This window comes from Parashewanella tropica (assembly GCF_004358445.1).
Taxonomy (GTDB): Bacteria; Pseudomonadota; Gammaproteobacteria; order Enterobacterales; family Shewanellaceae; genus Parashewanella; species Parashewanella tropica.
Genome location: NZ_CP037951.1, coordinates 1792201 through 1816074 on the forward strand (window position 1 = coordinate 1792201; position 23874 = coordinate 1816074).

At 39.3% G+C, this 23874-nt stretch carries 22 protein-coding genes; 12 read left to right on the top strand and 10 right to left on the bottom strand.

What is annotated here, in order from left to right; translation table 11 throughout:
* Positions 1-88 precede the first annotated feature (88 nt).
* Both corA and E2H97_RS07615 read left to right on the top strand, forming a co-directional pair.
* Positions 89-1036, top strand: a complete 948-nt coding sequence (corA, locus tag E2H97_RS07610; protein ID WP_133406597.1) for a magnesium/cobalt transporter CorA — start codon at positions 89-91, stop codon at positions 1034-1036.
* A 328-nt stretch (positions 1037-1364) separates the two neighbouring features.
* Positions 1365-2060, top strand: coding sequence for a 2OG-Fe(II) oxygenase (locus tag E2H97_RS07615; RefSeq protein ID WP_133406598.1), 696 nt, complete (start codon positions 1365-1367; stop codon positions 2058-2060).
* Between the two features lie 10 nt (positions 2061-2070).
* Here the strand turns inward: E2H97_RS07615 and E2H97_RS07620 are convergent, their stop codons facing one another.
* Positions 2071-3411: an ATP-binding protein gene (locus tag E2H97_RS07620; RefSeq protein WP_133406599.1), complete on the bottom strand. Its 1341-nt coding sequence runs from the start codon at positions 3409-3411 to the stop codon at positions 2071-2073.
* A complete protein-coding gene (locus E2H97_RS07625; RefSeq protein WP_133406600.1) occupies positions 3402-4076 on the bottom strand; it encodes a response regulator in 675 nt (224 codons plus the stop codon). Before E2H97_RS07625 ends, E2H97_RS07620 begins: the two co-directional genes overlap by 10 nt.
* A gap of 198 nt (positions 4077-4274) precedes the next feature.
* On the opposite strand from E2H97_RS07625, the gene nadE reads away from it, so the two are divergent.
* The 5 genes from nadE (at position 4275) to E2H97_RS07650 (ending at position 8646) form a co-directional block, all read left to right on the top strand.
* Positions 4275-5123, top strand: a complete 849-nt coding sequence (gene nadE / locus E2H97_RS07630) for an ammonia-dependent NAD(+) synthetase (RefSeq protein WP_133406601.1) — start codon at positions 4275-4277, stop codon at positions 5121-5123.
* 299 nt (positions 5124-5422) lie between these two features.
* Complete coding sequence (locus E2H97_RS07635; protein WP_133406602.1) at positions 5423-5896, top strand: DUF2919 domain-containing protein; 474 nt, start codon at positions 5423-5425, stop codon at positions 5894-5896.
* Positions 5897-5973: 77 nt separating this feature from the next.
* Complete coding sequence (locus E2H97_RS07640; RefSeq protein ID WP_170308262.1) at positions 5974-7179, top strand: cyclic di-GMP phosphodiesterase; 1206 nt, start codon at positions 5974-5976, stop codon at positions 7177-7179.
* Between the two features lie 13 nt (positions 7180-7192).
* Positions 7193-8011, top strand: a complete 819-nt coding sequence (locus tag E2H97_RS07645) for an SDR family oxidoreductase (protein WP_133406604.1) — start codon at positions 7193-7195, stop codon at positions 8009-8011.
* Between the two features lie 14 nt (positions 8012-8025).
* Positions 8026-8646: a thiol:disulfide interchange protein DsbA/DsbL gene (locus tag E2H97_RS07650; protein ID WP_246029067.1), complete on the top strand. Its 621-nt coding sequence runs from the start codon at positions 8026-8028 to the stop codon at positions 8644-8646.
* 48 nt (positions 8647-8694) lie between these two features.
* Here the strand turns inward: E2H97_RS07650 and E2H97_RS07655 are convergent, their stop codons facing one another.
* On the bottom strand, positions 8695-10773 hold the full coding sequence (locus E2H97_RS07655) for an ankyrin repeat domain-containing protein (RefSeq protein WP_133406605.1): 2079 nt from the start codon (positions 10771-10773) through the stop codon (positions 8695-8697).
* 184 nt (positions 10774-10957) lie between these two features.
* On the opposite strand from E2H97_RS07655, the gene E2H97_RS07660 reads away from it, so the two are divergent.
* Entirely contained in the window at positions 10958-11524 is a 567-nt protein-coding gene (locus E2H97_RS07660; protein WP_133406606.1) for a hypothetical protein, read from the top strand.
* Positions 11525-11527: 3 nt separating this feature from the next.
* On the opposite strand, the gene E2H97_RS07665 is transcribed toward E2H97_RS07660, so the two are convergent.
* From E2H97_RS07665 to dapA, 6 genes are all read right to left on the bottom strand, one after another.
* Positions 11528-11815 carry a hypothetical protein gene (locus E2H97_RS07665; RefSeq protein ID WP_133406607.1) on the bottom strand — a complete coding sequence of 96 codons (288 nt, stop codon included), beginning with the start codon at positions 11813-11815 and terminating at the stop codon, positions 11528-11530.
* 196 nt (positions 11816-12011) lie between these two features.
* A complete protein-coding gene (locus E2H97_RS07670) occupies positions 12012-13088 on the bottom strand; it encodes a ketoacyl-ACP synthase III (protein ID WP_133406608.1) in 1077 nt (358 codons plus the stop codon).
* A gap of 40 nt (positions 13089-13128) precedes the next feature.
* Positions 13129-13800, bottom strand: a complete 672-nt coding sequence (locus E2H97_RS07675) for a GntR family transcriptional regulator (RefSeq protein WP_133406609.1) — start codon at positions 13798-13800, stop codon at positions 13129-13131.
* Between the two features lie 106 nt (positions 13801-13906).
* Positions 13907-15454, bottom strand: a complete 1548-nt coding sequence (locus E2H97_RS07680; protein WP_133406610.1) for an aldehyde dehydrogenase (NADP(+)) — start codon at positions 15452-15454, stop codon at positions 13907-13909.
* A 15-nt stretch (positions 15455-15469) separates the two neighbouring features.
* On the bottom strand, positions 15470-16468 hold the full coding sequence (locus tag E2H97_RS07685; RefSeq protein WP_133406611.1) for a 4-hydroxyproline epimerase: 999 nt from the start codon (positions 16466-16468) through the stop codon (positions 15470-15472).
* Positions 16469-16495: 27 nt separating this feature from the next.
* On the bottom strand, positions 16496-17407 hold the full coding sequence (dapA, locus tag E2H97_RS07690; protein WP_133406612.1) for a 4-hydroxy-tetrahydrodipicolinate synthase: 912 nt from the start codon (positions 17405-17407) through the stop codon (positions 16496-16498).
* A gap of 208 nt (positions 17408-17615) precedes the next feature.
* Between dapA and E2H97_RS07695 the strand changes: the two genes are divergently transcribed.
* From E2H97_RS07695 to E2H97_RS07710, 4 genes are all read left to right on the top strand, one after another.
* Positions 17616-18656, top strand: a complete 1041-nt coding sequence (locus E2H97_RS07695) for a proline racemase family protein (RefSeq protein ID WP_133406613.1) — start codon at positions 17616-17618, stop codon at positions 18654-18656.
* Between the two features lie 14 nt (positions 18657-18670).
* Positions 18671-19924, top strand: a complete 1254-nt coding sequence (locus E2H97_RS07700) for an NAD(P)/FAD-dependent oxidoreductase (RefSeq protein WP_246029068.1) — start codon at positions 18671-18673, stop codon at positions 19922-19924.
* Positions 19925-19997: 73 nt separating this feature from the next.
* The gene (locus E2H97_RS07705) at positions 19998-20489 is read left to right on the top strand and encodes a sugar dehydrogenase complex small subunit (protein WP_133406615.1); all 492 of its coding nucleotides are present in this window, start codon (positions 19998-20000) and stop codon (positions 20487-20489) included.
* Positions 20486-22102 (top strand): GMC family oxidoreductase, encoded by a 1617-nt coding sequence (locus E2H97_RS07710; RefSeq protein ID WP_133406616.1) that lies wholly within the window; start codon positions 20486-20488, stop codon positions 22100-22102. Before E2H97_RS07705 ends, E2H97_RS07710 begins: the two co-directional genes overlap by 4 nt.
* A gap of 5 nt (positions 22103-22107) precedes the next feature.
* On the opposite strand, the gene ggt is transcribed toward E2H97_RS07710, so the two are convergent.
* Positions 22108-23841 (bottom strand): gamma-glutamyltransferase, encoded by a 1734-nt coding sequence (ggt, locus tag E2H97_RS07715; protein ID WP_133406617.1) that lies wholly within the window; start codon positions 23839-23841, stop codon positions 22108-22110.
* Positions 23842-23874 lie beyond the last annotated feature (33 nt).

A 23874-nucleotide genomic window follows, 5' to 3' on the forward strand; every position in this document is an offset into this window, starting at 1 on the left:
ATCTTCTTCTTTTATCAGGTAAACTAGCGCAAAATTACACCCAAGCCATCTCATGGAAATGAAATGGATTAAGTACAGGGGGACTTTTATGATCACTGCATATCTCTATGAAAATCGTCGCTTAACTATCCAAGAATTGAGTACTAAGGACGATATTCCAGAAGGCACCCTTTGGCTTGATCTTTATAAACCTGAAGATGATGAACGTGATTGGTTAAGTAAGTTTTCGGTAGAAGAAGTACCTGAAGAAGAAGACATCAATGAAATTGAGGCTTCGGCACGTTTTTACCAAAACAAAGACGGCTTACACATCAACTCGCTATTCCCACAGCGTGTTGGTCAGGATGTTCGTGGTGTCAACATTTCCTTTAATCTGCGTAAACACTTCTTACTAACCATCAGAGAAGAAGATGTAGGCTTAGTCCGTCTATTACGTAACTATTTACGTTTAGGTCGTCTGAAAGTTGCTACTCCTCAAGAATTATTTCTTGAGTTTTTCACGCTGAAAGTAGACTACTTATCCGATTTAATTGAAGACGTTTACACCGTATTGGAAAATATGGCTGAGGAAGTGTTCGAAAGTGAAGAGCTTGATGATGTCTTTAAGTTAATCACTTTACAAGAAGATTCAAATGGAAAAATCCGCTTGAGTTTGCTCGATACCCAGCGTTCTTTACGCTACATGCAGCGCTATTATCGTGGAAAAATGTCTGATGAAGAGATGAAAGATATTCGTGAAATGTTAGCGGATATTGAATCTCTGATGCCTCACAGTCAGTTTATTTTCGACAAATTAAACTTCTTGATGGATGCAGCAATGGGTTTTACGGGGTTACAACAAAACCGTATTATTAAAATATTCTCGGTTGCAGCAGTTGTATTCCTTCCACCGACGTTAATTGCAAGCAGTTACGGAATGAACTTCCATGATATGCCTGAACTTTCTTGGAAGTTTGGTTACCCAATGGCGATAGCCATGATGCTTGCCAGTGCTGTAGGTACTTATTTCTTCTTTAAAAGAAAGCGTTGGCTATAACCTAAAAATATCAGTTGAACGCTACAAAATGATCAACTTTATAAGATTTAAAATGTTTAGCTCACCTCACCTGTTACCCAACGTGTGAAAGCTCTATTGTCCACAAGCTTGCTAAAATACCAGTTAGCTGTGTTGTAACTTTTGCAAATAGGCTCACTACTTGCTGCAAGCTACGCCTTGCTAACCGTCATTTTTTCTACGCTAGAGAACATAGCCAACCGATGTTTTTAGGTTTTATCAAAAATCTTTATGTTTCTAAAATGTTAGATTTGTTTTGGCTCAGGCAGTATAGTGGGGCAAATGCCGTATTGCTGTTTGAGTTAAACAAATGGACTTTATAGAAGTATATCCTAACGCCTTATCTGACGAATTTTGTGATCGCTTAATTAAAACCTTTTCTGAGCATTCTGGTGTTAGAGCTGGAGAAACAGGAAATGGTATCGATAAAGACAAAAAGCTTAGTCAAGATCTTACCTTAGATAATTTCCCTGATTTAACTGTCATAAAAAATGAGCTGTTAGGCTATACCCTAAAAGGCGCAACGGATTATTTTACCAAGTATTCAATGGCGTTAATGGGCGCGGTTTCTGTTTCAGTTATGGATGAAAACAATCAGTCTACTTTCCTTAACCCTGAAAATTTCGATAGCCTAGGCAAGCCAAGAGCTGAACCTCTAGTAAAATACCTGTATCGAAGTGGCACGATTAATGTGCAACGCTACCTGCAAAATCAAGGTGGTTATCACCATTGGCATTCTGAGCAATTCCCGCAGCTAAATCATAATGAGGCACTACACAGAGTGGTTTTGTATATGTTTTACCTGAATGATGTAGAAGAAGGCGGGGAAACCGAGTTTTACTATCAGCAGCGTAAGATTAAACCCCAAAAGGGCACTATGGTTATCGCCCCTGCTGGATTTACTCATACACATAAAGGACATATCCCTGTGAGTGGTGATAAATATATCGCTACTTCTTGGATAATGTTCCAGAGAGCCGAACAGCTTTATGCGCCGATTGCCTGATGATTCTAAATTAAGTCACAGGAATTTTGATTTCAATTTTGGCGCCATCAAACTTGGAGGTAGTAATATTCAGTTCTCCGCCATAGGTATCGACAATTTCTTTGCAAATTGCTAATCCAAGTCCTGTTCCTGCGTGTTGGGTGTCAGCCCTGAACCCACGTTGTAATATTTTAGTTTTGAGTTCATCTGGAATGCCCGGGCCATCGTCTTCAACACTGAAATAGAATGATTTTTTATTTCGTTTGGCTTCGAAATGGACTTTGCTAATACAGAGTCGAAACGCATTTTCCAATAGGTTTCCACATAGCTCAGTTAAATCGTCTTTATTGCAAGGAAAGGTTACTTTTTTATCAATATATGAAGTGAAGCTAATATCTCTTTCTTGGTAAAGCTTATGTAAAATAGGAACGAGCTGGTCGATAACTTCTGAAATTTTAGTGGACTCGTCAATTAGCGATTTACGCCCAAGCAAAGCACGCTTTAAGTGATATTTAACCATGTCGTCCATTTGATACACTTGCTCTAATATATTGTTTTGTTTATTTTCATTGTCGGTATCTTCAATTAAGGCACGAATTGATGACAACCTTGTTTTTAAGCTATGGGCAAGATCATTAATAGTATTTTTATAGCGCTCTTGCTGAGCAGCAGATTGAAGAAGGAGTTGGTTTAAGGCGTTCACTGTTCCTTTAAACTCTCTAGGATAGTGTTGATTTAAATGTGTGGTATTGCCTTTTTTTATCTGGTTTAATTCATTGATCATTCGCCGAAACGGTCTAATCCCCCAATAAGCCATTGCCGCTAAAAATAAACTGGTGAGTAACAAAATCACACCTAACTGAATATAAGTTTGTTGACTGAATTGTTGATATTCAAGACTAAAGCCGCCTGCATCCTTTAGCACTAAAAGGGTTACATGTTGTTTTTGTGTCTCTAATTCCAGTGGGTAAATTAGGTAGGTTTTCCCATCGGTTAGCTTTACGTAGTAGGGTGGTTGTTTGTGTTTGACTTTACGGTATTCATTACAGGTATTAACTAAATTTCTGCGATTAGCTAAATGAGATGACCAAATTTGCTTATGGTTTTTATCACAGCTTACCATCAAGAAATCTATGGGGTTTTCAGGCGTATCTAAAACACCTTGGCTTGGATTATCAATGTGTTTTTTAACAGCTTCTATGGCCGTCGGAATGTCAGCCATTAGTGCTTCAGTTTGTTGATTAAAACTTTGCTGGACGTGTAATTGGTTTATGAGCCAAGCCAAAGAGATGCTAAGCAAAGAAATAATAATGAAAGCCCCAACCAATAATTGGGTTAATAAGCTAGGGCTATTTCGGGTTTTTAATTGCATGGTTGGTTAAACTTATAACCTTGACCTCTAATGGTACTGATGGGGTTTTCTAATCCATGTAAAGCCAGTTTTTTTCTTAATCGGCTGACCATCACTTCAATGGTATTTGGGTCACCTTCACGATCGGCATAAATAACATCTAACAGTCGGCGTTTGGTTACCACTTCATGATTATGACGCATTAAGTACTCTAAAATAAGGTATTCAAAAGCGGTTACGTCAATGGTTGATCCACTCAAACTTACTTGTTTTGCAGCGAGATCTATTTCCAAATCTCCACTGGTGATCAAAGGCTTAACAAAACCAGCACTTCTTCGAACCAAAGCATCTAATCTTGCCACCAATTCTTCTTTTTGAAATGGTTTGACGAGATAGTCATCAGCACCTGCATTGAGACCTTCGACTTTATCTTTCCAATGCATCCGAGCTGTTAAGATGAGAATCGGGGCTTTTAAATCATCATCTCTGAGCTTTTTAATGAGATTAATACCATCGAAATCGGGTAAACCTATATCAATAATTGCGATATCTATCGGGTAATTTATCGCTTGGTAGTGGCCTTCTTTTGCATTTAAGGCAACTTGAACCTGATTTCCTAGCTCTGAGAGCTGAACTTTAAGATGATGTGATAAAAGTGGATCATCTTCTACAACCAATATCCGCATTGTTATCTTCCAATAGTAAATCAAATATCAATTCAATTGATATTTACCTAAGCAAAAGAAAAGTGATGTATTTTTGTACGTCAGAATGTTTTATATACAAAATAGGGTTCGGTTGGAAGTAAAAATTGACTACTTTTAATCTTAAATAAATGTTAGATTTCAGGTCTCTTTTTTAGTTTCGTAATTTTTGGAGCAAGTGTGAAGGCACAGATCATTGAGGAAATGAAGGTTCAACCTCAAATCGATTCAGAACAAGAAGTTCAGCGTAGAGTAGGGTTTATTAAGACAATGTTGCTTAATTCTGGCTGTAAAAGTGTCGTTCTTGGGATCAGTGGCGGTGTCGATTCATCTCTAGCAGGACGTCTTTGTCAGTTAGCTGTTGAGCAACTGAATGATGAACAAAAATTTAATCAATATCAGTTTTTCGCAGTCCGTTTACCTTACAAAATTCAAAAAGATGAGGATGAAGCTCAATTGGCCTGCCAATTTATTCAACCTTCTCAGCAAGTGACTGTGAATATTGCTTATGGTGCAGATGGCATTCATTCAGAAGTACTAGCAAGCTTAGAAAATGCCAATGTAAATGTTGATGACGGAATCAATATTGATTTTGTAAAAGGTAACGTGAAAGCTCGCCAACGTATGATCGCGCAATATGAAATTGCGGGTCTGGTAAACGGTTTAGTTGTTGGTACGGATCACAGTGCCGAAAACATCACAGGTTTTTATACCAAGTGGGGGGATGGTGCTTGTGATTTAGCGCCTTTATTTGGGTTAAGTAAACGCCAAGTTCGTCAACTAGCAAGCTATTTAGGCGCTCCAGATCTCTTGGTAAATAAAGCTCCTACTGCTGATTTAGAGGAAGACAAGCCTCAATTAGCTGATGAAGTTGCATTAGGTTTAACCTACGATCAAATCGATGACTTTTTAGAAGGTAAACACGTTAGTTCTGATGTAGAAGAAACCTTGATTGGAATTTATAAAAGAACCCAACATAAGCGAAAAGCCATTCCTACCATATACGATAACTATACTCATGATACCTGAAGATGCAGGATTTCAGCGAGAATACTTTTTATTAAGAGTATTGCCATTTAGGCAAGTTAGTTATCCGCGGTAAACGCAGTAACGACAGTTTTGTATGTCGGTCATAGTTAGTCTATTTCAAGGGTAAGTATCGCAGAATAAATGGCAATTAAACTCGCACGGAGTGGGCTTTTCAGCGTTGATTCTTCTTTGTTGTGAAAGCTTAAATTAGCCCGCTATTTCTGCGCTTTCACGCCTCGAATAATGCAACGCTGAATAAGCCCTGAAAGTTGCACCTTCAAGTATCATGGGTATATAACGTGCTAGATTTTTCTCATATTCGTTGGCTTGATGATAAAGGGCGGGTAAAACCGCCTTTAACTTTGTATATCGTTTTGGCTTTTTTGGCTAGATCATGGTGTGTTTTTGCCATGTCATTGACTCAATCTGGTCAACGTGATGTTTTAGTAAAACTCTTTTATCCTGAAAAAACTGACTTCATTTCGGGCTTGGTTGCAGGCTCTATTGCGGTTGTGATTTTTTTTCTGATTACTTTTGAACGAAGAGGCAAGCCAACGTTTCTTATTCCACTATTTAAACGGATTAAATGGGGACTATTTGTTACCTTAGTCGCAGAAGTTTATCTCATATATGTCAAACTATCCCATTTACAGTTTCAGTTTAGTTGGCAAAGCGGTTTGGAAGTTTTAGGGCTCTTTTGGTGTTGGCTGTTCATCATTAAATCACAACATTTAGAGTATTATGTCAAAAACTGGACACTCGACAGAGAATAGCGGTATTCTCTGCAACTGTTTATACAGAATAACGTATTCAATTTTTGTATACCTCATAATGGATGTGGTTTTTTGGCATGCCGAATTTAGTAAAAATTCCCGTTTCTGACGTTCAATTAGGGATGAAGGTAAAGATCCCTACATCATGGAAAGACCATCCTTTTTTTAGAAGCAGTATTTGGATAAAAACCAATAAAGAACTCCAAGTTATTAAAGGCTTAGGCTTACCTTATGTGTATTTGCTTGAAGGACACTATCAAGTCACAGAACAAGTTCAAAAACCTGAGGAACTCAGTGTTCAGGGTAAAGAGTCATATTCTGAGCAAAGCATTTTTGACCACAGTAAAGAAATTAAACAAGCCATTCATAAAAGCCAGAAAAGATTTTCGTTTAATATAAATGAAAACCAAGTCATTCATAGTAAGTTACTTACTGATCCCGATGGCGCTTATCGTCTTTCAGCTGGGGTTGCAGACCAACTTTATCAACACCTGACAGAGACAGAGGATACACACCTTTGTACGGTTAAAAAGCCTGAGTCTCATAGAGATGTGAGTCAGCATTGTGTATCTGTTGCTGTGATTTCTATGCTGTTGGCTAAAGTCATAGGCTTGAGTGAAGAACAAATAAGAGATGTTGCTCAAGGGGCGTTAGTACATGATTATGGAAAAAGTAAGGTCCCAGATAGTATTGTTAGGAAAACAGGTGAACTTACGAACAGTGAAAAGAACTTTCTCAACTTACACCCAACCTACGGCGTTAATATCTTAAAGCCACAGGGTGTTTGGTCTGAAGCGGTATTGAGTATTGTTGGATCACATCACGAATTTATTGATGGCAGTGGTTTTCCCAAGCAGTTAAAAGGAAAACAAATCCCAATAACAACTCAGGTTGTCAGTCTTGCAAATGAGTTTGAAAACTTATTAAACGACTCGAGATTCAGCTCATCAAAACTGGCGCTGGGTTATCTTTACAAGAACGGTTCGAAACGACACGATCCTGAATTATTGGCAGCGTTAATTAAAACAATTGGAGTCTTCCCACCAGGCACAATAGTCAAGTTGCAAGACGGGTGTTTTGCAAAGGTTTTAGTTAATAAAAACCATAGCAATTTCCCTGATGTTTTAAGCTGCACTGAATCAGGCTCAAAAGCAAAAATGCGATGTTTAGAAGATGAGCAAGTGGCTATTGATAGCGTGGTAAATAAAGGAGAGTTACCAGAAAATGTTCTTCAAGCACTGGGTGGCGATCAGGCTGTAAGTTTTTATTTTTGTTCAGAGTAATAAGAGAATCTTCATGAATCAAAAAGTTACTATCATTGGCTGTGGTTGGTTTGGTTTTCCTTTAGCTAAGCATTTACTGGAATTAGGCTTTCAAGTTTCTGCAAGTAAACGCGAAGCTTCATCACTAGAATCACTTAAAGATGAAGGTATCAAAGCTTTTACTTTGGATTTAGAGCAAGAACTGACTGGTACTGTTGAAACTATTGCTCCTTTTTTACAATCGGAATACCTTATTGTTACCGTGCCTCCAAGGTTGAGAAGGCAAACATCATCGACTTTTTTATCTCAGTTAAAAAAGCTAATGCAGATTATTGACGTTGAACAGTACAACAAAATCGTCTTTACTAGCTCAACATCTGTTTATCCTGATATTGATAAAATAATGGTCGAAGAAGACGCTACATCGCATTCTGAATCAAGCGAAACCATGTTGGCAGCTGAAGATTTATTTTTAAAGCATAATAATGGCTATGTTTTGCGATTCTCCGGTTTAATGGGGCCTCAACGGCCACCGGGTCGTTTTTTTGCAGGCAAAACTCAAATTCCCGCTGGTGATAAGGTGGTGAACTTAGTTCATCAAACTGATTGTATTCAGGCGATGGTTTCTTTGTTAACAGCTGATTCAGCTAGTAAAGTTTATAATGTATGTTCACCTCATCATCCATCTCGTAGCGAATTTTATACACAAGCTACTCGTGAGTTGGGGGTTGAGTTACCTGAATTCCTAAATGATGGTGTTCATGGAAAAGAGGTGAGTGGATCTAAAATTAGTTGTGAATTGGGATTTTCATATCAGTTTGATGATCTATTTGTCGCACTTAAAGCTTGTTGATTAAGGGGAATATTGTGATAAAAAAGCTCTATGCATCTATTTTTATTTGTGCATTTTCTTTTTTGTGTAATCAAGCGTTAGCTGCTAATTACGTAGAAGGTAAAGACTATACTAAAGTTGAGGGTTTCCCAGAAACCCATAAGCCTGTGGTAAGAGAGTTTTTCTCATACAACTGTCCTCACTGTTATCATGCTGAGCCTAGCGTTGAAAAAATGGCTACGATGTTGAAGGGTAAGGTGGCGTTTGTTCGTACTCCGGTAGGAGCAGGGCGTCCGAGTTGGATATTAGGGCAAGAAGCGTATTATGTGGCGCAAAAGCTTAGAATTACTAATCAAGTGCATAGCCAAATTTTTCATTACATTCATGAAGAAGCAGGGCCATTTACTTCAGCCTCTCAACTTAGAGCATTTTTTATAACTCAAGGGGTTAAAGGTGCTGAGTTTGATAAGGTATACAACTCTCCTGAAAAGAAATCAGCGTTTAGCGAATACGGCATTCAGGTGCAGCTCTCAGGTATTAGTGGTGTACCTACATTTTTAATTAATGGCATTTATGAAGTCAATCCGAGTGGAAAGTCAGCTTCTGAGCTAGTGGCCATTGTCAATTATTTAGTGAAGTTAAAGCCTAAAAAATGAGTGTGATGCCTAATCGAAAAAATCGACTAGGCATCAAAAATTTCAAGTTTAACTGTCTTCTTCCTCATTACTTGTTTGCATATCCACCAAAGATATACCTTCCTCAGTTGATAGTGGAAGTTTCCCTGTTTCTGCCAGTGTAAGTTTTTCTTGTTCTTCATCAGGAAGTTCTTTGGGAACACTTGCCCATGCTTCAGACTCTTCTTCATCAAATTTATTCCAATCTTTGCTTTTTTCAACGGCTTTTACCTGCGCAGAAACTGTTCTTCGGTATGCTGCCATAAACTGCCTTGCAACTAATGGAGAGAGCTTTGAATTTAAAACTTGGAAGGTCGTCTTTTTCCCAAGTTGTGCTTCAAAAGCATCGGTATCATGCTCTCTAAAACAAGAAGCAAATAAAAGTATGCATATTCTTTCGGCTCTATCGGCTTGTGAGCTAAGCTCTGTAGCAGTTAAAACAATGGCACTTTTACCGTCTTTTATATTGGTTAGCTCGGCAGGAATACTAAGTAAACAAGTTATGATTTTTAAATGCTCATTAATCGAATGCGGGCCTTTTGTTATTGCCCTAGCTATTATGTAGCCTGGCACTCTCATTCCGGCATCTTTCATTGCAGCTATGCATCTACTTATGGTGCTATATTCATGATTTATTGTGGCGACATTTAGAACCTCACAGACTTTTTCTTTGAATGCATCTTCAGGTAAATATTTAAAGAGTTGATGCATGGCTTCGATATTGTCTGCAGCTTGAGCCTCTTTATACAATTCATTGATTACCGCCTTTCGCTCTTCTTCATCGTCAAATTTGATATTTGCTTCCAAAAAGCTTTTTAGTAATTTCACGTGGCTTTTCTTTCTTGCTGCTAGGATAGCCGGGCTTAGACCTGTTTTGTTTTTTATAAATGGATCAGCGCCATTTAATATTAATGTTTGATTTATTGCATTGCTGGGTGATGTTTCAACACTTAAAAATAAAGGTGTGCAACCATTGTTATCACGTTTATTTACGTCAGCATGGTGCTTCAACAACGAGGAAGCGCACTGAGTGTTCGGAAAAAGCGCAACCAAATGTAATGCAGTACGACCGTTTGAATCGAGGGTGTCAACTTCTACTCCGCTTTGCAGTAAATACTCCACAATTTGATGATGCCTAAGTGTGCAGGCTTGTTGCAGAGGCATAAAGCCATCTGCTGACTTGAGTTCTTTATTTGCGCCTGCCTCACATAACTCTTTAACTCGTTCAAGTTTATTTAAACTTATCATTAGGTGGAGTGCTGTATTACCTTGTGCATTTTTTATGTCTAGATCTTGAGGGCGACATGACCTCAACAGTGTAGGTAATTGTGCGTGAAATTCTAGAGTACAAGCTAAATGCAGAGCAGTATTACCATCAACATCTTTCAATACTGGTCTTGCTCCAGCATCTGTGAGTAATTTAGTGATTGGTAGATGGTTTACCATTACTGTTATATGTAAAGGTGTATACCTTTTAGTATTAAAATCCTTGAATAAGTACTTTAGATTGTGTCCCCAAAAAGGTTTTTTTACATCATTATGACAATCGCCCAGTTTATGTTCTGGGCGATTTTCGCAAGGGGACGTTCGATAAAAGGCCATTTCGAAGCCTTTTTCTTGGTCAGCGTCGCTTTCTTTGACAGGGAAATTACCTTTGTATACAAAGCAGGTGAGATTTATTCCAACTTCTAAATATGAGTGAACCTTATCAGTATCTTTGCGTAATATAGCCTGTAGAAACTTGTTTCCGAGAACTTCCATATTCAACTCTTGATCTAGATATTTTGCTGCTTTGTCCTCAAGAGATTTAAACATAATTGAGTCGCTGTCTAAGTGTGTAACTCTCCAGCATTTACCAAAATTCTGTTGGTGCTCAATATAAACAGGAATCGTAGACGTCTGTGGTCTAAGGCTTTTAGGCTGATGTTGATGGAACTGGATAATGACAGTATGATTCCTTAGACATACTGTTGTTAGGTGTGATAGAGCAATAGAAACGCCATATTCATGATCGTTACCTTCTAATACAAATGCATCTTGCCCTTTGTCGTAGCTTATAACCAGCGCTGTTCCTAGCTGATATGCTTGATTATGTGTCAATGCTGCCATAAGACTAAATCTCTATGAATAAACGATTATGAATTGACAAAATTAAGGGCAAATAATTGCATTAATTTTCTTTTATCAGTTGAGGTAATTAATTAAAAATACAAAAAAGGTTACATTTTAAGGCTTTAACCATTGCTGAATGGGAACTAGATTATTCCTATGGATTAAATTGCACGGAATCACTATGCCGTTACCTTTATTTTTACTGGGCGGTGCTGTTAGCGCGATAGTTTTGGCTGAATACAAACAGCAGAGAAAAGAAGCGTTAATCAATCGGTATTATCCTAGAGCTAACTCGAAGAAAGCTGAACTAAAATACTCCCCAAGCCTTATTCATTCTTCAAATACAAAAGTAAAGCCAATTGCAGGTGCTATGGTTTGTTGTCATGTTTACGGGCTAGTTTGTCATGTTGGGATTTGGTGTGATGATGCAATAATCGAACTACATGGTTCAGGTTTGGTTCGTGTTGTATCACCTGAGCGTTTCTTAAAGCAGAGAAGCGGAGAAACTATTTATATCGCTTGTAACTCTCAAGCGGAACCTTTGGCAAGTAAAATTGCGGCTAATAATGCTAAGGAGCTGATATTTAGCTTTAGAAAATATGATTTGATAGCAAATAATTGCTACCGATTTACTTGGTTTTGTTTGAGTGGAGAAGAAGTAAAAATATCTAGCTTTACTGAACTTAACCAGCAATTAGCTAACTATTTTAAACAAGATATATATTGGGATGAGCTAATTTATATATAGAAATTACATCCCATCTTCTTCTGTCATTTCTTTAGGTTTTTTGTCTTTTAAGTCAAAGCCATCAAGTAGCAAAAGAACATCTGCAATAGCTGCTTTTAATGTGGCGTGTTCTTTTGAGCTTTTACCTGTGCGGCGATGATGATTTGATTCGCTTAGAGTGATTTTATCAAGAATTGATTCAAGTTCGACAGGGTCATTATTGTCTTGCAAGTCGATAGGGCGCTTGGCTTTTTTATTGTAGGCTTGTATTTCTTGCTCAAGGGTTTGTTGCGATTCTTTTAATCGTTTCATAGCTTATCCCTAATCTATTTTGAGTTGTTGTTTACCTCTACTTCTTTTATCCCAATTCACATTCAAGAAAAACCGTATTAAAACGCAAATTGGTATTACTGCATATCTTAAAAACTTTAGTTCAGAAATAATGTCTTATCAAGTATCACAAGTATTAAAAAGCCCTGATATTCAGGGCTTTTTTAGAGTAGAATTTTTAGTCTTTATTCTTCTTACAAAAATGGTCTACAGCTTTTTTTGCCAGCTCTAACCCTGATTGATCACAAGGTGGTAACTCAGCATCGCTTTCATCGATTGGAGTCACTCTGTCACCCCATTTTAGAAGCATTGCAGCCGAAGTTAGGCCTGCACCAAAGGCGCAAGATAATATGGTTTGGTTAGGCTTCAATCGACCTTGTTCAATTGCATCGCAGATAGCAATTGGTACGGTTGCAGCAGAAGTGTTCCCGTAGTTAGCAATGTTAACAAATGCTTTTTCTTTAGGGATGCGCATTTTAGCGACAAGTGTATCAATGATTCTTTCATTAGCTTGATGAGGGATCACAATATCAACGTCGTCTTTTTCAACACCGCAGCGCTCCAAAACCTGTGCACTTAAGTTTTTCATACCGTTGATTGCGCGTTTAAAGATCTCTTGTCCATCAAACTGGATATAAAAGTCCAAAGATTTAGGATCAAAGCGATCCATTCCGGTACCAAATGAAGCTTTAAGGATTTCTCTACCTTCAGGGTCATTATTTAGTGCATAAGCTTTTACACCGCAATCTTCTTCTGTTGCTTCAAAGACCGCAGCCCCAGCACCGTCGCCGAATAATACAGCAGTTTCACGACGAGACCAGTCAATCATGAAGGTCAAACGCTCTGCACCAATCACCAACACTTTTTTACATTGGCCACTTTCAATTTGTGCAGTGGCTAAACCTGAACCGTATAAAAAGCCGCTGCATGCTGCATTAATATCAAACGCCGCACAACTCGCGCCAACATTCGCTTGTACGGTAGCAGCGATATTAGGCACTAACGTATCAGGCGTGGCAGTGGCAAGGATGATCATATCAAGCTCGCTTCCGTCAATACCCGCGGCAGCTAGTGCTCTTTTCGCGGCAACTGTCGCTAACTCAGAAGTGTTAACGTGACTGATATGACGCTGTTTAATTCCGGTTCGGGTTTTTATCCATTCATCTGAAGTTTCGATGAATGTGGCTAAATCATCATTGGTCAGAACTGCAGGAGGAACACATTTTCCCCATCCAGTGATCATAGCGTTTGGCATATTAGGTTCTCTTTACTACTGTCTTAGTAATTATTATCTATTAGTTAACTTGTTGTGCAACCATACTTTTTATGGTTTCTGCGGCATTCAATATATGCGATTTTAGCAAGTTACAAGCTTTATCTGTTTCGCCGTTTTTACAATGTTCAAGCAAATCTCTATGTTCTTGCTCAGCTTTAGGAATACCACCACCTAGCAATAATTGTAATCGAATATAACGGTCACAATTGGTGTTGAGAGATTGAATGACTTCTAATGTATGTGGACGATTTGCCGCTTGATATAAACAAGTATGGAACTGAGTGTTAAGCTCACTCCAACTTGCTACAGCATTCTCTTGCTTGAAAGCTGATTCCAATAATTCAAGCACTTGTTCTGCTTCTGAAAAATCAGTGCGTTGCATATTAGGAATAGCTTTAGCGAGCAAATCAGTTTCAACCATAGCTCGAAGTTCGAATAATTCAGTTACTTGATCAACTGATAAAACGGTAGCCGTCGCACCTTTGTGGGCTTCAAATTTTACTAATCCCTCAGCTTCTAATTGTAGTAGAGCTTCTCTTATGGGTATACGACTTACACTGAGTTCGTCAGCCAGAGCACTTTGTCTTAGTGGCTCTCCTGCCGCTATATCACCGGATAGAATTTTTTCTCTTAGTACTTCAACGACAACTTGGGTTCTAGTTTTATGAACGATGGGTGTTTTTCGACTCATGAGCTAAGTAATAAATTTATATATATTTTATATTCTTCGTTCCAAGATACCCCTTAAGAAAAGATAAATAAAGGGAAACGCCAGTTTTCCCTTTAATTTTGTTAGATCAGCGATTATTTGTGCGTAATTCATTAGGCAACATAGAGGTTGGAGCGTTTTGAAAACAAATCGGCCTTAAAAATCGATTGATGGCTTTTACGCCTACAGATGTTGTTTTTACATCAGTACTGGCAGGGAAAGGGCCACCGTGGTTCATGGAGTAACATACCTCAACACCTGTTGGCATTTGGTTGAATATTATTCTGCCAACTTTGTAACTGAGCTCGTGGATGATGCTCTGATATTGTTCAATATCCTTGTCGTTACCATGAATACTTGCGGTTAACTGACCGTCCAATTGAGCGATAATTTGTAGTAACTCTTGATTATCATTACATTCAACAATGATTGCACAAGGGCCGAAAACTTCTTGTTGAAATAATTTGTCTTGCAACAGTGCTGCAGCTGTCACGCAAAAACATTTAGGCTGAGTGTGATGTTCCATCTCTGGAGGAATTCCCTTAGCAATAAGCTGAGTTTTATGGTTTTCGGCAAGTCGGGTCGTTTGCTGTTGATATTGCGAGGCTATGCCTGCTGATAGCATTGGTGCTGAGCTCTGTTGGCCCATTACCTTTGATATTGTTTCTTTATATCGCTCTAAACTATTGCCCTTTAGTGCAATGATCAAACCAGGACTTGTACAAAACTGCCCATGTCCCATCATCATAGATTGTACTTGAGTCTCAGCTAATGTTTGCGCTTCAGTTTCAAGTTGGTTGGGTAGTATGACTTGAGGGTTGACTGAACCAAGTTCGCCGAAAAATGGAATTGGCTCATCACGCTGGGCACATAAGTCAGCTAAGATTCGTCCAACTTTTAATGATCCAGTAAAACCGACAGCTTTAATTAAACGATGTTTAACCAGAGCCGTTGCTATTTCCGGTTTGTTACTTTGTATTAAGTTAAATACCCCAGATGGCATTTGCGTTTTGATGATGGCTTTCTCAATAGCTTTGGTTACCAATTCTGAAGTGGCAGCGTGAAGAGGGTGCCCTTTAACAATAACAGGGCAGCCAGCCGCTAATGCCGATGTCGTGTCTCCACCTGCAGTAGAGAATGCGAGAGGAAAATTCGATGCGCCGAATACTGCCACTGGACCTATAGGTAGCTGACTTAAACGAGTATCGGGTTTAGGAAGGGGACTGCGATTAGGATCGGCGATATCGATTTCTACACTAGTATTAGGTTGGCGCAAGTAATTGGCAAACATCAAAAGTTGATTACATGTACGACCTGTTTCACCTTGCAATCGCGCTTCGGGTAACCCCGTTTCTCGCATAGCGACTTTAATTATGTCAGCTTTAGACGTTTCGATTTCTTGGGCAATTGCTTCAAGAAGACTAGCTCTTTGTTCTGGCGTCGTTTGTCTATAGTTGACGAAAGCGTTATTGGCGGCTTGTGCCGCTTGGTCGACTAATGATGCGGTTGCTTGATTAAAGGTCCAAGGACTTTTTTCATTAGCGACAGGATCATAACTTGGAAAATTTGTATGTGTTGCGATCCATTGTTGACTAATAAAGTGTTGACCTAAAATGTCTTGAGATAAAATTGTCATTGTTTAGTGTTCCTGTTAAACGACTTGGAAGCCGTGGGCATATGGATCGTCATCGTCAATAATAATGTTGTTATGACCTGTAATTCTTGCCCAACCTTGAATGCTTGGCTGGATAGCTGGGTATTCCCCGACTTGAGTTTTAGATTCAATTTTTCCAATAAATTGACTGCCAATAATACTTTCGTGAGTGTAAGTATCACCAACTGAGAGCTGTTCTTTTGCATGTAATTGCGCTAATCGTGCGCTGGTGCCTGTACCACAAGGAGAACGGTCGATGGCTTTGTCGCCGTAAAAAACCGCATTTGCACCATCTGAATTTTCATTAAGTGTTTCACCTGTCCATAAGACGTGAGTGACACCATTAACAGTAGGATCATCAGGATGGATGCACTTTAGTGAACAAGCCGCTTCTCTTACCAGTGGACTCCAATGTAAGATGTCACTCGCTGTCCATTCTCTTAAACCAGGAAAGTTAGCTTGAGGTTCGACGATACAATAATAATTTCCACCGTATGCTACATCTACCGTCAACTTGCCTAAACCAGGGACATCGATTTCGGCGTCTTGATGGGCGAGGTAACAAGCGACATTGTATATTTTTACCCAATCGACTGTATTACCAGTTTGTTGATATTCAACTTGAATTTGACCCGCTGGAACATCAAGAGTGAGCTTACCCGGTATTTTCGAGGCTAATAATCCAGTTTCGATTGCTGCAGTAACGGTACCAATAGTTCCATGTCCACACATAGGTAGGCAGCCACTGGTTTCAATAAATAAGATAGAAGCATCTGCGTTAGCGCTGCAAGGTGGATAAAGAAATGCGCCGGACATCATGTCATGACCACGAGGTTCAAACATAAGCGCAGTACGGATCCAGTCATAATGGCGTAAAAAATCTTGTCGTTTTTCACTCATGTTTTCACCCTTTAAGTTAGGGTGTCCAGTGGTGACAAGCCTTACGGGGTTTCCACAGGTATGAGCATCAATACAAAAAAACGTCCCTTGGATCATTGCTAACTCCTAACCATACGCCTTAAGTTATTGAAACTTGCTTAAATCTAACCGATTTTCTAGAGCTTCTGAAACGACTTTGTCAACATAGGTTCGCTCTTTACCAATCAGTTTTAAGCGGGGTAAACGAACATTTTCATTACCACGACCTACGAGTTGCTCTGCATACTTAATGCATTGAACCAAAGTTGGAATTGTATCTAGTCTTAATAACGGCATAAACCAGCGGTAAATTTCTCTGGCTTCTTCAATTCGTCCTTGATGAGCAAGTTTAAATAAAGCGACTGATTCACGAGGAAATACATTGGTGAGTCCTGAAATCCAACCTGTTGCGCCAAGTAGGATGCTTTCTAAAGCGATATCGTCTACACCACAGAATAAAATAAACCGATCACCAAATCGACTTTGAAGCTCCGTTAAACGGCGCGTGTCTGTAGTCGATTCTTTAATTGCAACAATATTAGGCTCATTGGCTAAGGTTTCAGTCATATCAAGATTGATATCAACACCATAACCAACAGGGTTGTTGTAGATCATGATAGGCAGTTCTGGTACTGCTCTGGCTACGGTTTGATAATGGGTTACTACTTCTCGGTCAGTTCCGTGGTAAACCATTGCAGGTAGTAGCATTAAACCATCAACACCAAGTTTTTGAACGTCTTTGGCATACTGAACTGCTAGCTCTGCTGTATATTCAGTACAGCCGGATATTACAGGAATTCTTCCATTTACTGTTTTTACTGTATGCTCAATGAATTGTCGTTTTTCATCTGCAGATAAAGAAGCGTTTTCGCCAATAGTGCCGAGAGCAATGATGCCATCTACGCCATCTGCAATGAGGGCTTCAAGCATGGACGCATTAGATGCAAAGTTGATACTGCCATCATCATTAAACTGGGTCGAAATTGCAGGATAAACCCCTTGCCAATTAACTGTCATTTTAATCCTCGTAGGTAAATATTTGTTTTATTGTTTGGATATTGTATACAATAATGCATTAATTTTAATCACAACACAATTATGAAATGGATATTTATAGTGCTTTTAAACCTAAGATATTAGGTTAGATACTCAGATAGTTGGTGATAGTGAGAGTTTTTCCCGTTAGTCTATTTATTTTATTAAAAGCATAGAGTTAGGACGAACTATGGTTTCATTTTCAATTTCAGAATCTCAACAAACAAGCTTACAGAGCATTAAAACATTAGACGTGCATACCGAAGGTGAACCGTTAAGGATCATTACGGGTGGTTTTCCAACAATAGAAGGAAAAACGATTTTAGAAAAGCGGCGTTACGCCAATAAGCACTTAGATCACCTTAGACAAGCTTTGATGTTTGAGCCGAGGGGGCATGCTGATATGTATGGTGCGCTTATTACTGAACCTGAACGTTCAGATTCAGATTATGGAGTACTGTTTATTCATAATGAAGGCTTCAGTAGCATGTGTGGTCATGCCATTTTGGGGTTGACCACAGTCGCAAGCCAAGCTGAAGAAAATGGATGGATTGATGGTAAAAAGCACTACAAAATCGATACCCCAGCTGGGCAAATTTCAGCAGAAGCACAAAGAAATACTCAAGGTAAGGTTTCGGCAAGCTTTAAAAATGTAGCTTCTTGGGCAGAGGCGTTAGATTGTGAACTTGAGGTTGAAGGCTTAGGCAAAATAGAATTTGATATTGGATTTGGTGGTGCTTATTACGCCTTTATTGATGCTGATAAATACGGTATTAAATGCACTCCTGAAAATGTGGCACAACTGATTGAACTCGGACGAGCAATTAAACAAGCGGCACTTCGAGAGTATGTGATTACACATCCAACAGAGTCAGATTTGAGCTTTCTGTATGGCACCATTTTTACTTCTAAGTTAGTAGAGCATGAGTGTTCCCATTCAAAGCATGTATGTATATTTGCCGATGGCGAAGTCGATCGTTCTCCTACTGGAACAGGAGTGTCAGCTCGTGTTGCGCTATTAAAAGCTCGTGGTGACATCAGCCTAGATCAAACCATTACCATAGAGAGTATTGTTGGGGGAGCGATGACGGTTACTGCTGTTTCAGAAAATGATTTCTATGGAAAACAATCAGTGACTCCTGAAGTCTCTGGCACTGCTTTTATTACAGGTCGTCACGAGTTTATTATCGATGACAATGATCCTTTTAAATATGGTTTTTTACTGCGTTAATGGAAACTAAGCTAATGGAAAATCAAGTCGTGGTTGTGGGGGCTGGTGTCGTCGGGTTAGCAACAGCTCTACAGCTTCAAAAGTTGGGTTATCAAGTAACCGTGGTTGATAAAGAAGGTGTGGCAGCTGGAGCTTCTTATGGAAATGCAGGAAACTTTGCTACTGAGCAGGTATTCCCTTTGGCCAGTCCTGAATTGTTGCTAAAAGTGCCACAAATGTTACTCGATCCGCTTGGTCCATTTAGAATAAAACCCAACTATTTCATTAAAGCACTTCCTTGGTTTAAGCGATTTATAGGGGAGTTGTGTCCAGACAAAATAATTAAAAACTCAAGTGGCATCGCTCTTCTGAATAGCCAAGCCATTAAAGAAATGAAAAGTCTACTTGAGTATTGTGAACGCCCTGAGCTACTAAAACAAAAAGGCAGCCTTCTCGTATTTGAATCAACACCTTTTAAAGAGGTTCGAACTCAATATGAAGCCTATAAAAACCAAGGTATTCCGGTGCAGTTATTGTCAGCTGAAGAGCTAAGAGAACTTGAGCCAAGCTTATCTCCTAATATTCATCATGCATTGTATTTTACTGATACAGCACATACGCCTGATCCTCAGCAAATTTGTGAAGTATTTGCCGATAAAATTAGAAGTGAAGGAGGGCGAATTACCCAATTAGAAGTCACATCAATAGACGTTGGTGAGCAAATATTCGTACGGGGAAATGAATCGCAAAACAATGACATGGTAACAATATCAGCAGAAAGGACCATTATCGCAACTGGCGCATGGAGTAAACCTTTGGTCGAACAGTTGGGACATAAGGTGCCACTTGAAACCGAAAGAGGTTATCACTTGATGCTAGAACACCAAAGCCAGCTTAAGCGACCAGTAACCTCTTATGAGCGAAAATTCATTATTACGCCAATGGCAAAGGGGACACGACTTGCAGGAATGGTCGAATTTGGTGGCTTATCTCAGAAAGCTACCAGTGGTATTTCAGAACGATTTCTCATTCATGGGCAGGCAATTTTACCTGAATTAGCAGCAATTTTGAGTTGTAAAGAAGGAGAAGAGTGGTTGGGATTCCGACCTTCTTTACCAGATAGTTTACCTGTATTGGGTGCGACTAAACACAAGAATGTTTTTGTTAATTTTGGGCATCAACACCTAGGATTAACCTGGTCTGCAATCACAGCTAAACTAGTAGCGCAACAAGTTAGTGGGCAAAAAGCCGATTTTGATCTTAAGCCATATCGAATCGATAGGTTTTAATACCAATCTAAATTCAGCTGCACTTAAGCACAAGGTTGGTAGTCTCTATAAAAATGAATCTTGAGTGTGGCGTATGCTTTCTCGAAGAGAAATTCTTACATTATTAATAGGTTGTTTTGGAGCAAGTGTTGCGCCTTTTGATGTACTCGCACAAGCTAGTAATAAACTAATTAGTCAATCAGCTCACTTTTTAGAATTGTCATATTACCTAACAGGCTTTAGTAAAGTAGAAGCACAACTGACTGATTACTACCAAGCAGAAATAGAAGCTACTTTTGGTAAACAGCAGTATCAACTAGCGCAAAATGAATTTCAACGTGCCATTTCTGAGCATAACAACATAAAACAATTACAAGAAGTTCTTTTAAAACACAATGATGTGTATAGCCAAATAATTAATCTTTGGTATTTAGGTCACTTTAAAGTAACCAACCCCAGCATTGACATTCGGGATCTAGCTTATCGAAAAGGGTTAGTTTGGCAGTTGATCATGACAACACCGCCAGCTGTTCCAAGTGTTCAAGATTGGTCTGAACCACCGAAATCAGATTTATTTCTATCATGAGAGGTTACGATGCTGAAGTTATCATTGTTGGCTCTGGTGTCGCGGGAGCAATCACTGCTTGGAAGTTAGCCCAGCAGGGGATAAAAGTTATCGTGCTAGAAGCTGGGCCATACTTACCTGATAGAGATGAAATGGTTAAAGCATTGAGAGCAGCAGGGCCAGCGCAAACCATAAATACGCCATATCCTAACTCCCCCCAAGCTCCTAGGCCTAATGCAATGGATAATTCTAACTATTACATTCAAACTGGCCCAGAAAAATTTTATTCAACATTTGAACGTGTTGTAGGCGGGACAACTTGGCACTGGTTAGGCTTATGTCCAAGGTTATTGCCTGATGACTTTGCAATGCACAGTCATTACCAAGTAGCGACAGATTGGCCATTAACATATTCTGAAATTGAACCTTATTACGTAAAAGCGGAACATGTATTATCTGTTTCTGGTGATTCAGGTATTAACTATGGTTCTCCGCGTAGTGCCGAATTTTCCAATCCTCCAATTAAACAAACTTACACGGATAAAGTTATAGCAAGCCATATAGATGGCACTAGCTTTAAAGGCAAAAGGCTATTCGTACAAAATATCCCTCAGGCTCGCCAGCCATGGTGTCAGGGAAGTGGTTCATGTATTCCGCTATGTCCAACTGGTGCTAAGTATGAAGCCAATACTCATGTTGAGTTAGCGAAAAAGCTAGGGGCAGTTGTTATAAGCAAGGCTGTTGTAAATAGAGTTATTGAGAAGAATGGCAAAGTTCACTCTATTAAATATTTAGATTGGAAAGGGAACGAGCATGGTCTAAAAGCTAAGTATTATGTCCTTGCTGCCAATGCTATAGAAACACCAAAAATTCTCTTAATGTCTTCTTCTAAGAGCTGCCCTAATGGGTTAGCAAATGCTAGTGGAATGGTTGGTCGAAATCTGATGGATCATATTTGGGTTGTCGGTAATGCACTCTCAAAGGAACCTGTATATGGATTTCGGGGGCCCCAAGTTACCTGTAGTATAGATACAATGCGAAACGGCAACTTTAGATGTTTTAGTTCTGCTTATAGGATCAATATTTTAAATTGTGGCTGGTGGGTACCTAATCAGTCACCTTATTCGGATCTTAAGCAAGTATCGAAGAATGTGGTGGAATTCAATAACCAGAGACAGACGCTTAAAAGGAAATTGGAACGACAAATGTGCTTAGGCGCGGATGTGGAAATGCTTCCTCATGTAAAAAACCAAGTTTCACTGAGTAACAGTCATGTAGATGCTCTAGGTATACCAAGGCCAGAACTGTTTTATCATTTTACAGACTATGAAAGAAAAGGGATTAATGGGGCTAAAAGGTGCCTTAATTTTATTTTCCAAACCATGAAAGCAACAGAAATTACTCAGCTTCAACAGCCTTCGGGCTCAGGCCATATAATGGGAACATGTAAAATGGGAAATGACCCTAGCACATCGGTAGTGGATAGGAATTGCCGAACCCATGAATGTTCAAATCTTTTCATTTTAGGTTCAAGTGTATTCCCTACAGCAGGAACGGCAAACCCTACATTGACCATAGTGGCATTGGTATTAAGGGCTGCCGATTTGTTAGTGAATGAATTAAGATCTAAATAAAATGTTTAATAGCCTACAGCCTCGCCACCACGTCTTGGATCGCTAGCACCAAACAAACCTTGTTCTGTCACTTCGATGGATTGTGTACTTCCCATTGAGGGTTTAACAGATACCTTATGTCCCATAGATTCTAACAATCGAATAGTATCGTGATTCAAACTGCGTTCTACACGGATTTCATCTGGCAACCACTGATGGTGTATACGAGGTGCATTGGTAGCTTCTTGTATATTCATATCATGATCGATCACATTCATTATCAACTGTAAAACAGTCGTAATGATGCGAGAACCACCTGGACTACCTGTTACTAAGAAAGGCTTGTCATCTTTAAATACAATGGTTGGCGTCATTGAGCTAAGAGGCCGCTTGCCAGGCTTGATTGAATTAGCTTCACCACCTATCAAGCCATAACCATTTGGCACACCTGGTTTAGCAGAAAAGTCGTCCATCTCATTATTCAACAAAATACCCGTTCCTTGAGCAACTAAACCAGAGCCATAGCTGAAGTTAAGTGTATAGGTATTAGAAACAGCATTGCCCCATTTATCAACAACGGAATAGTGAGTAGTTTGATCGCTCTCGTACGGTGCTAACTTACCCGGCTTAATTTCAGAAGAAGGTGTAGCTTTATTCATCGAAATTTGTTTAGCGATATATTTTGCATACGCTTTACTGGTTAGTTGCTTAACGGGAACCTTGTAAAACGCTGGATCACCTAAATACTCGCTGCGATCAGCATAAGCATGTTTCATGGTTTCCGCCATTATATGAATGGTTTGTGCAGTATTAGCACCGTATTTATCTATTGGAAAATTCTCGAATACATTGAGCATTTCAATAATATGAACTCCACCAGAAGAAGGCGGTGGCATAGAAGCCACTTTATAACCGCGGTAAGTTCCAAAAATAGGCTTACGCTCAACAACCTTATAATTAGCAAAGTCTTGCATGGTTAAATTACCACCGGCATCTTTTACAGCTTCGATAATTTTTCTTGCAGTTTCACCTTTATAAAAGCCGTTGACACCTCTATCTGCAATCAATTGTAAAGAGTGGGCTAAGTCTTTTTGAACTAGGTTATCTCCAACTTTGAAGTTGCTACCGTCGGATTTGTAAAAAATTTCGGCAGAACTTGGCCATTGAGAAATACGACGTTTTAGTGCCGCTAATGAAGTAGCTAAATCAGCAGTTACAGATATGCCGTTTTTCGCTAAATCAATAGCAGGTTGGATCACTTCTTTTAATGACATGGTTCCGTATTTTTCAAGAGCTTGACTCAACCCCATTACGGTTCCCGGTACACCCACCGCAAGACCGTGCTCACGGCTCAATTTTTTAATGACATTGCCTTGCTCATCAAGATACATGTCTTTATGTGCTTTCATTGGCGCAATCTCACGGTAGTCGATTGCGATGGTTTTGTTTTTATCTGCAAGGTGTACCATCATAAAGCCACCACCACCAATGTTACCAGCACGTGGCAAGGTAACAGATAGCGCAAAACCAACAGCAACAGCAGCATCAACCGCATTGCCGCCTTTTTTAAGGATCTCGACACCAATTTTACTGGCTAATGCCTCTTGGCTAGATACCATCCCATGTTTTGCCCAAACTGGTTGCGCTACAGCCATATTGCTGTAAATGGCTGATTGATTGGCATGCACTGTCTGAGAAAGCGGGGCAAATGAACAAGCTAAAGTAAATGAAAGTACTTTTAACAGCTTAGTTGTACGCATTATCAGTCCTTATATTGTTGTTTTGCAGAAGAA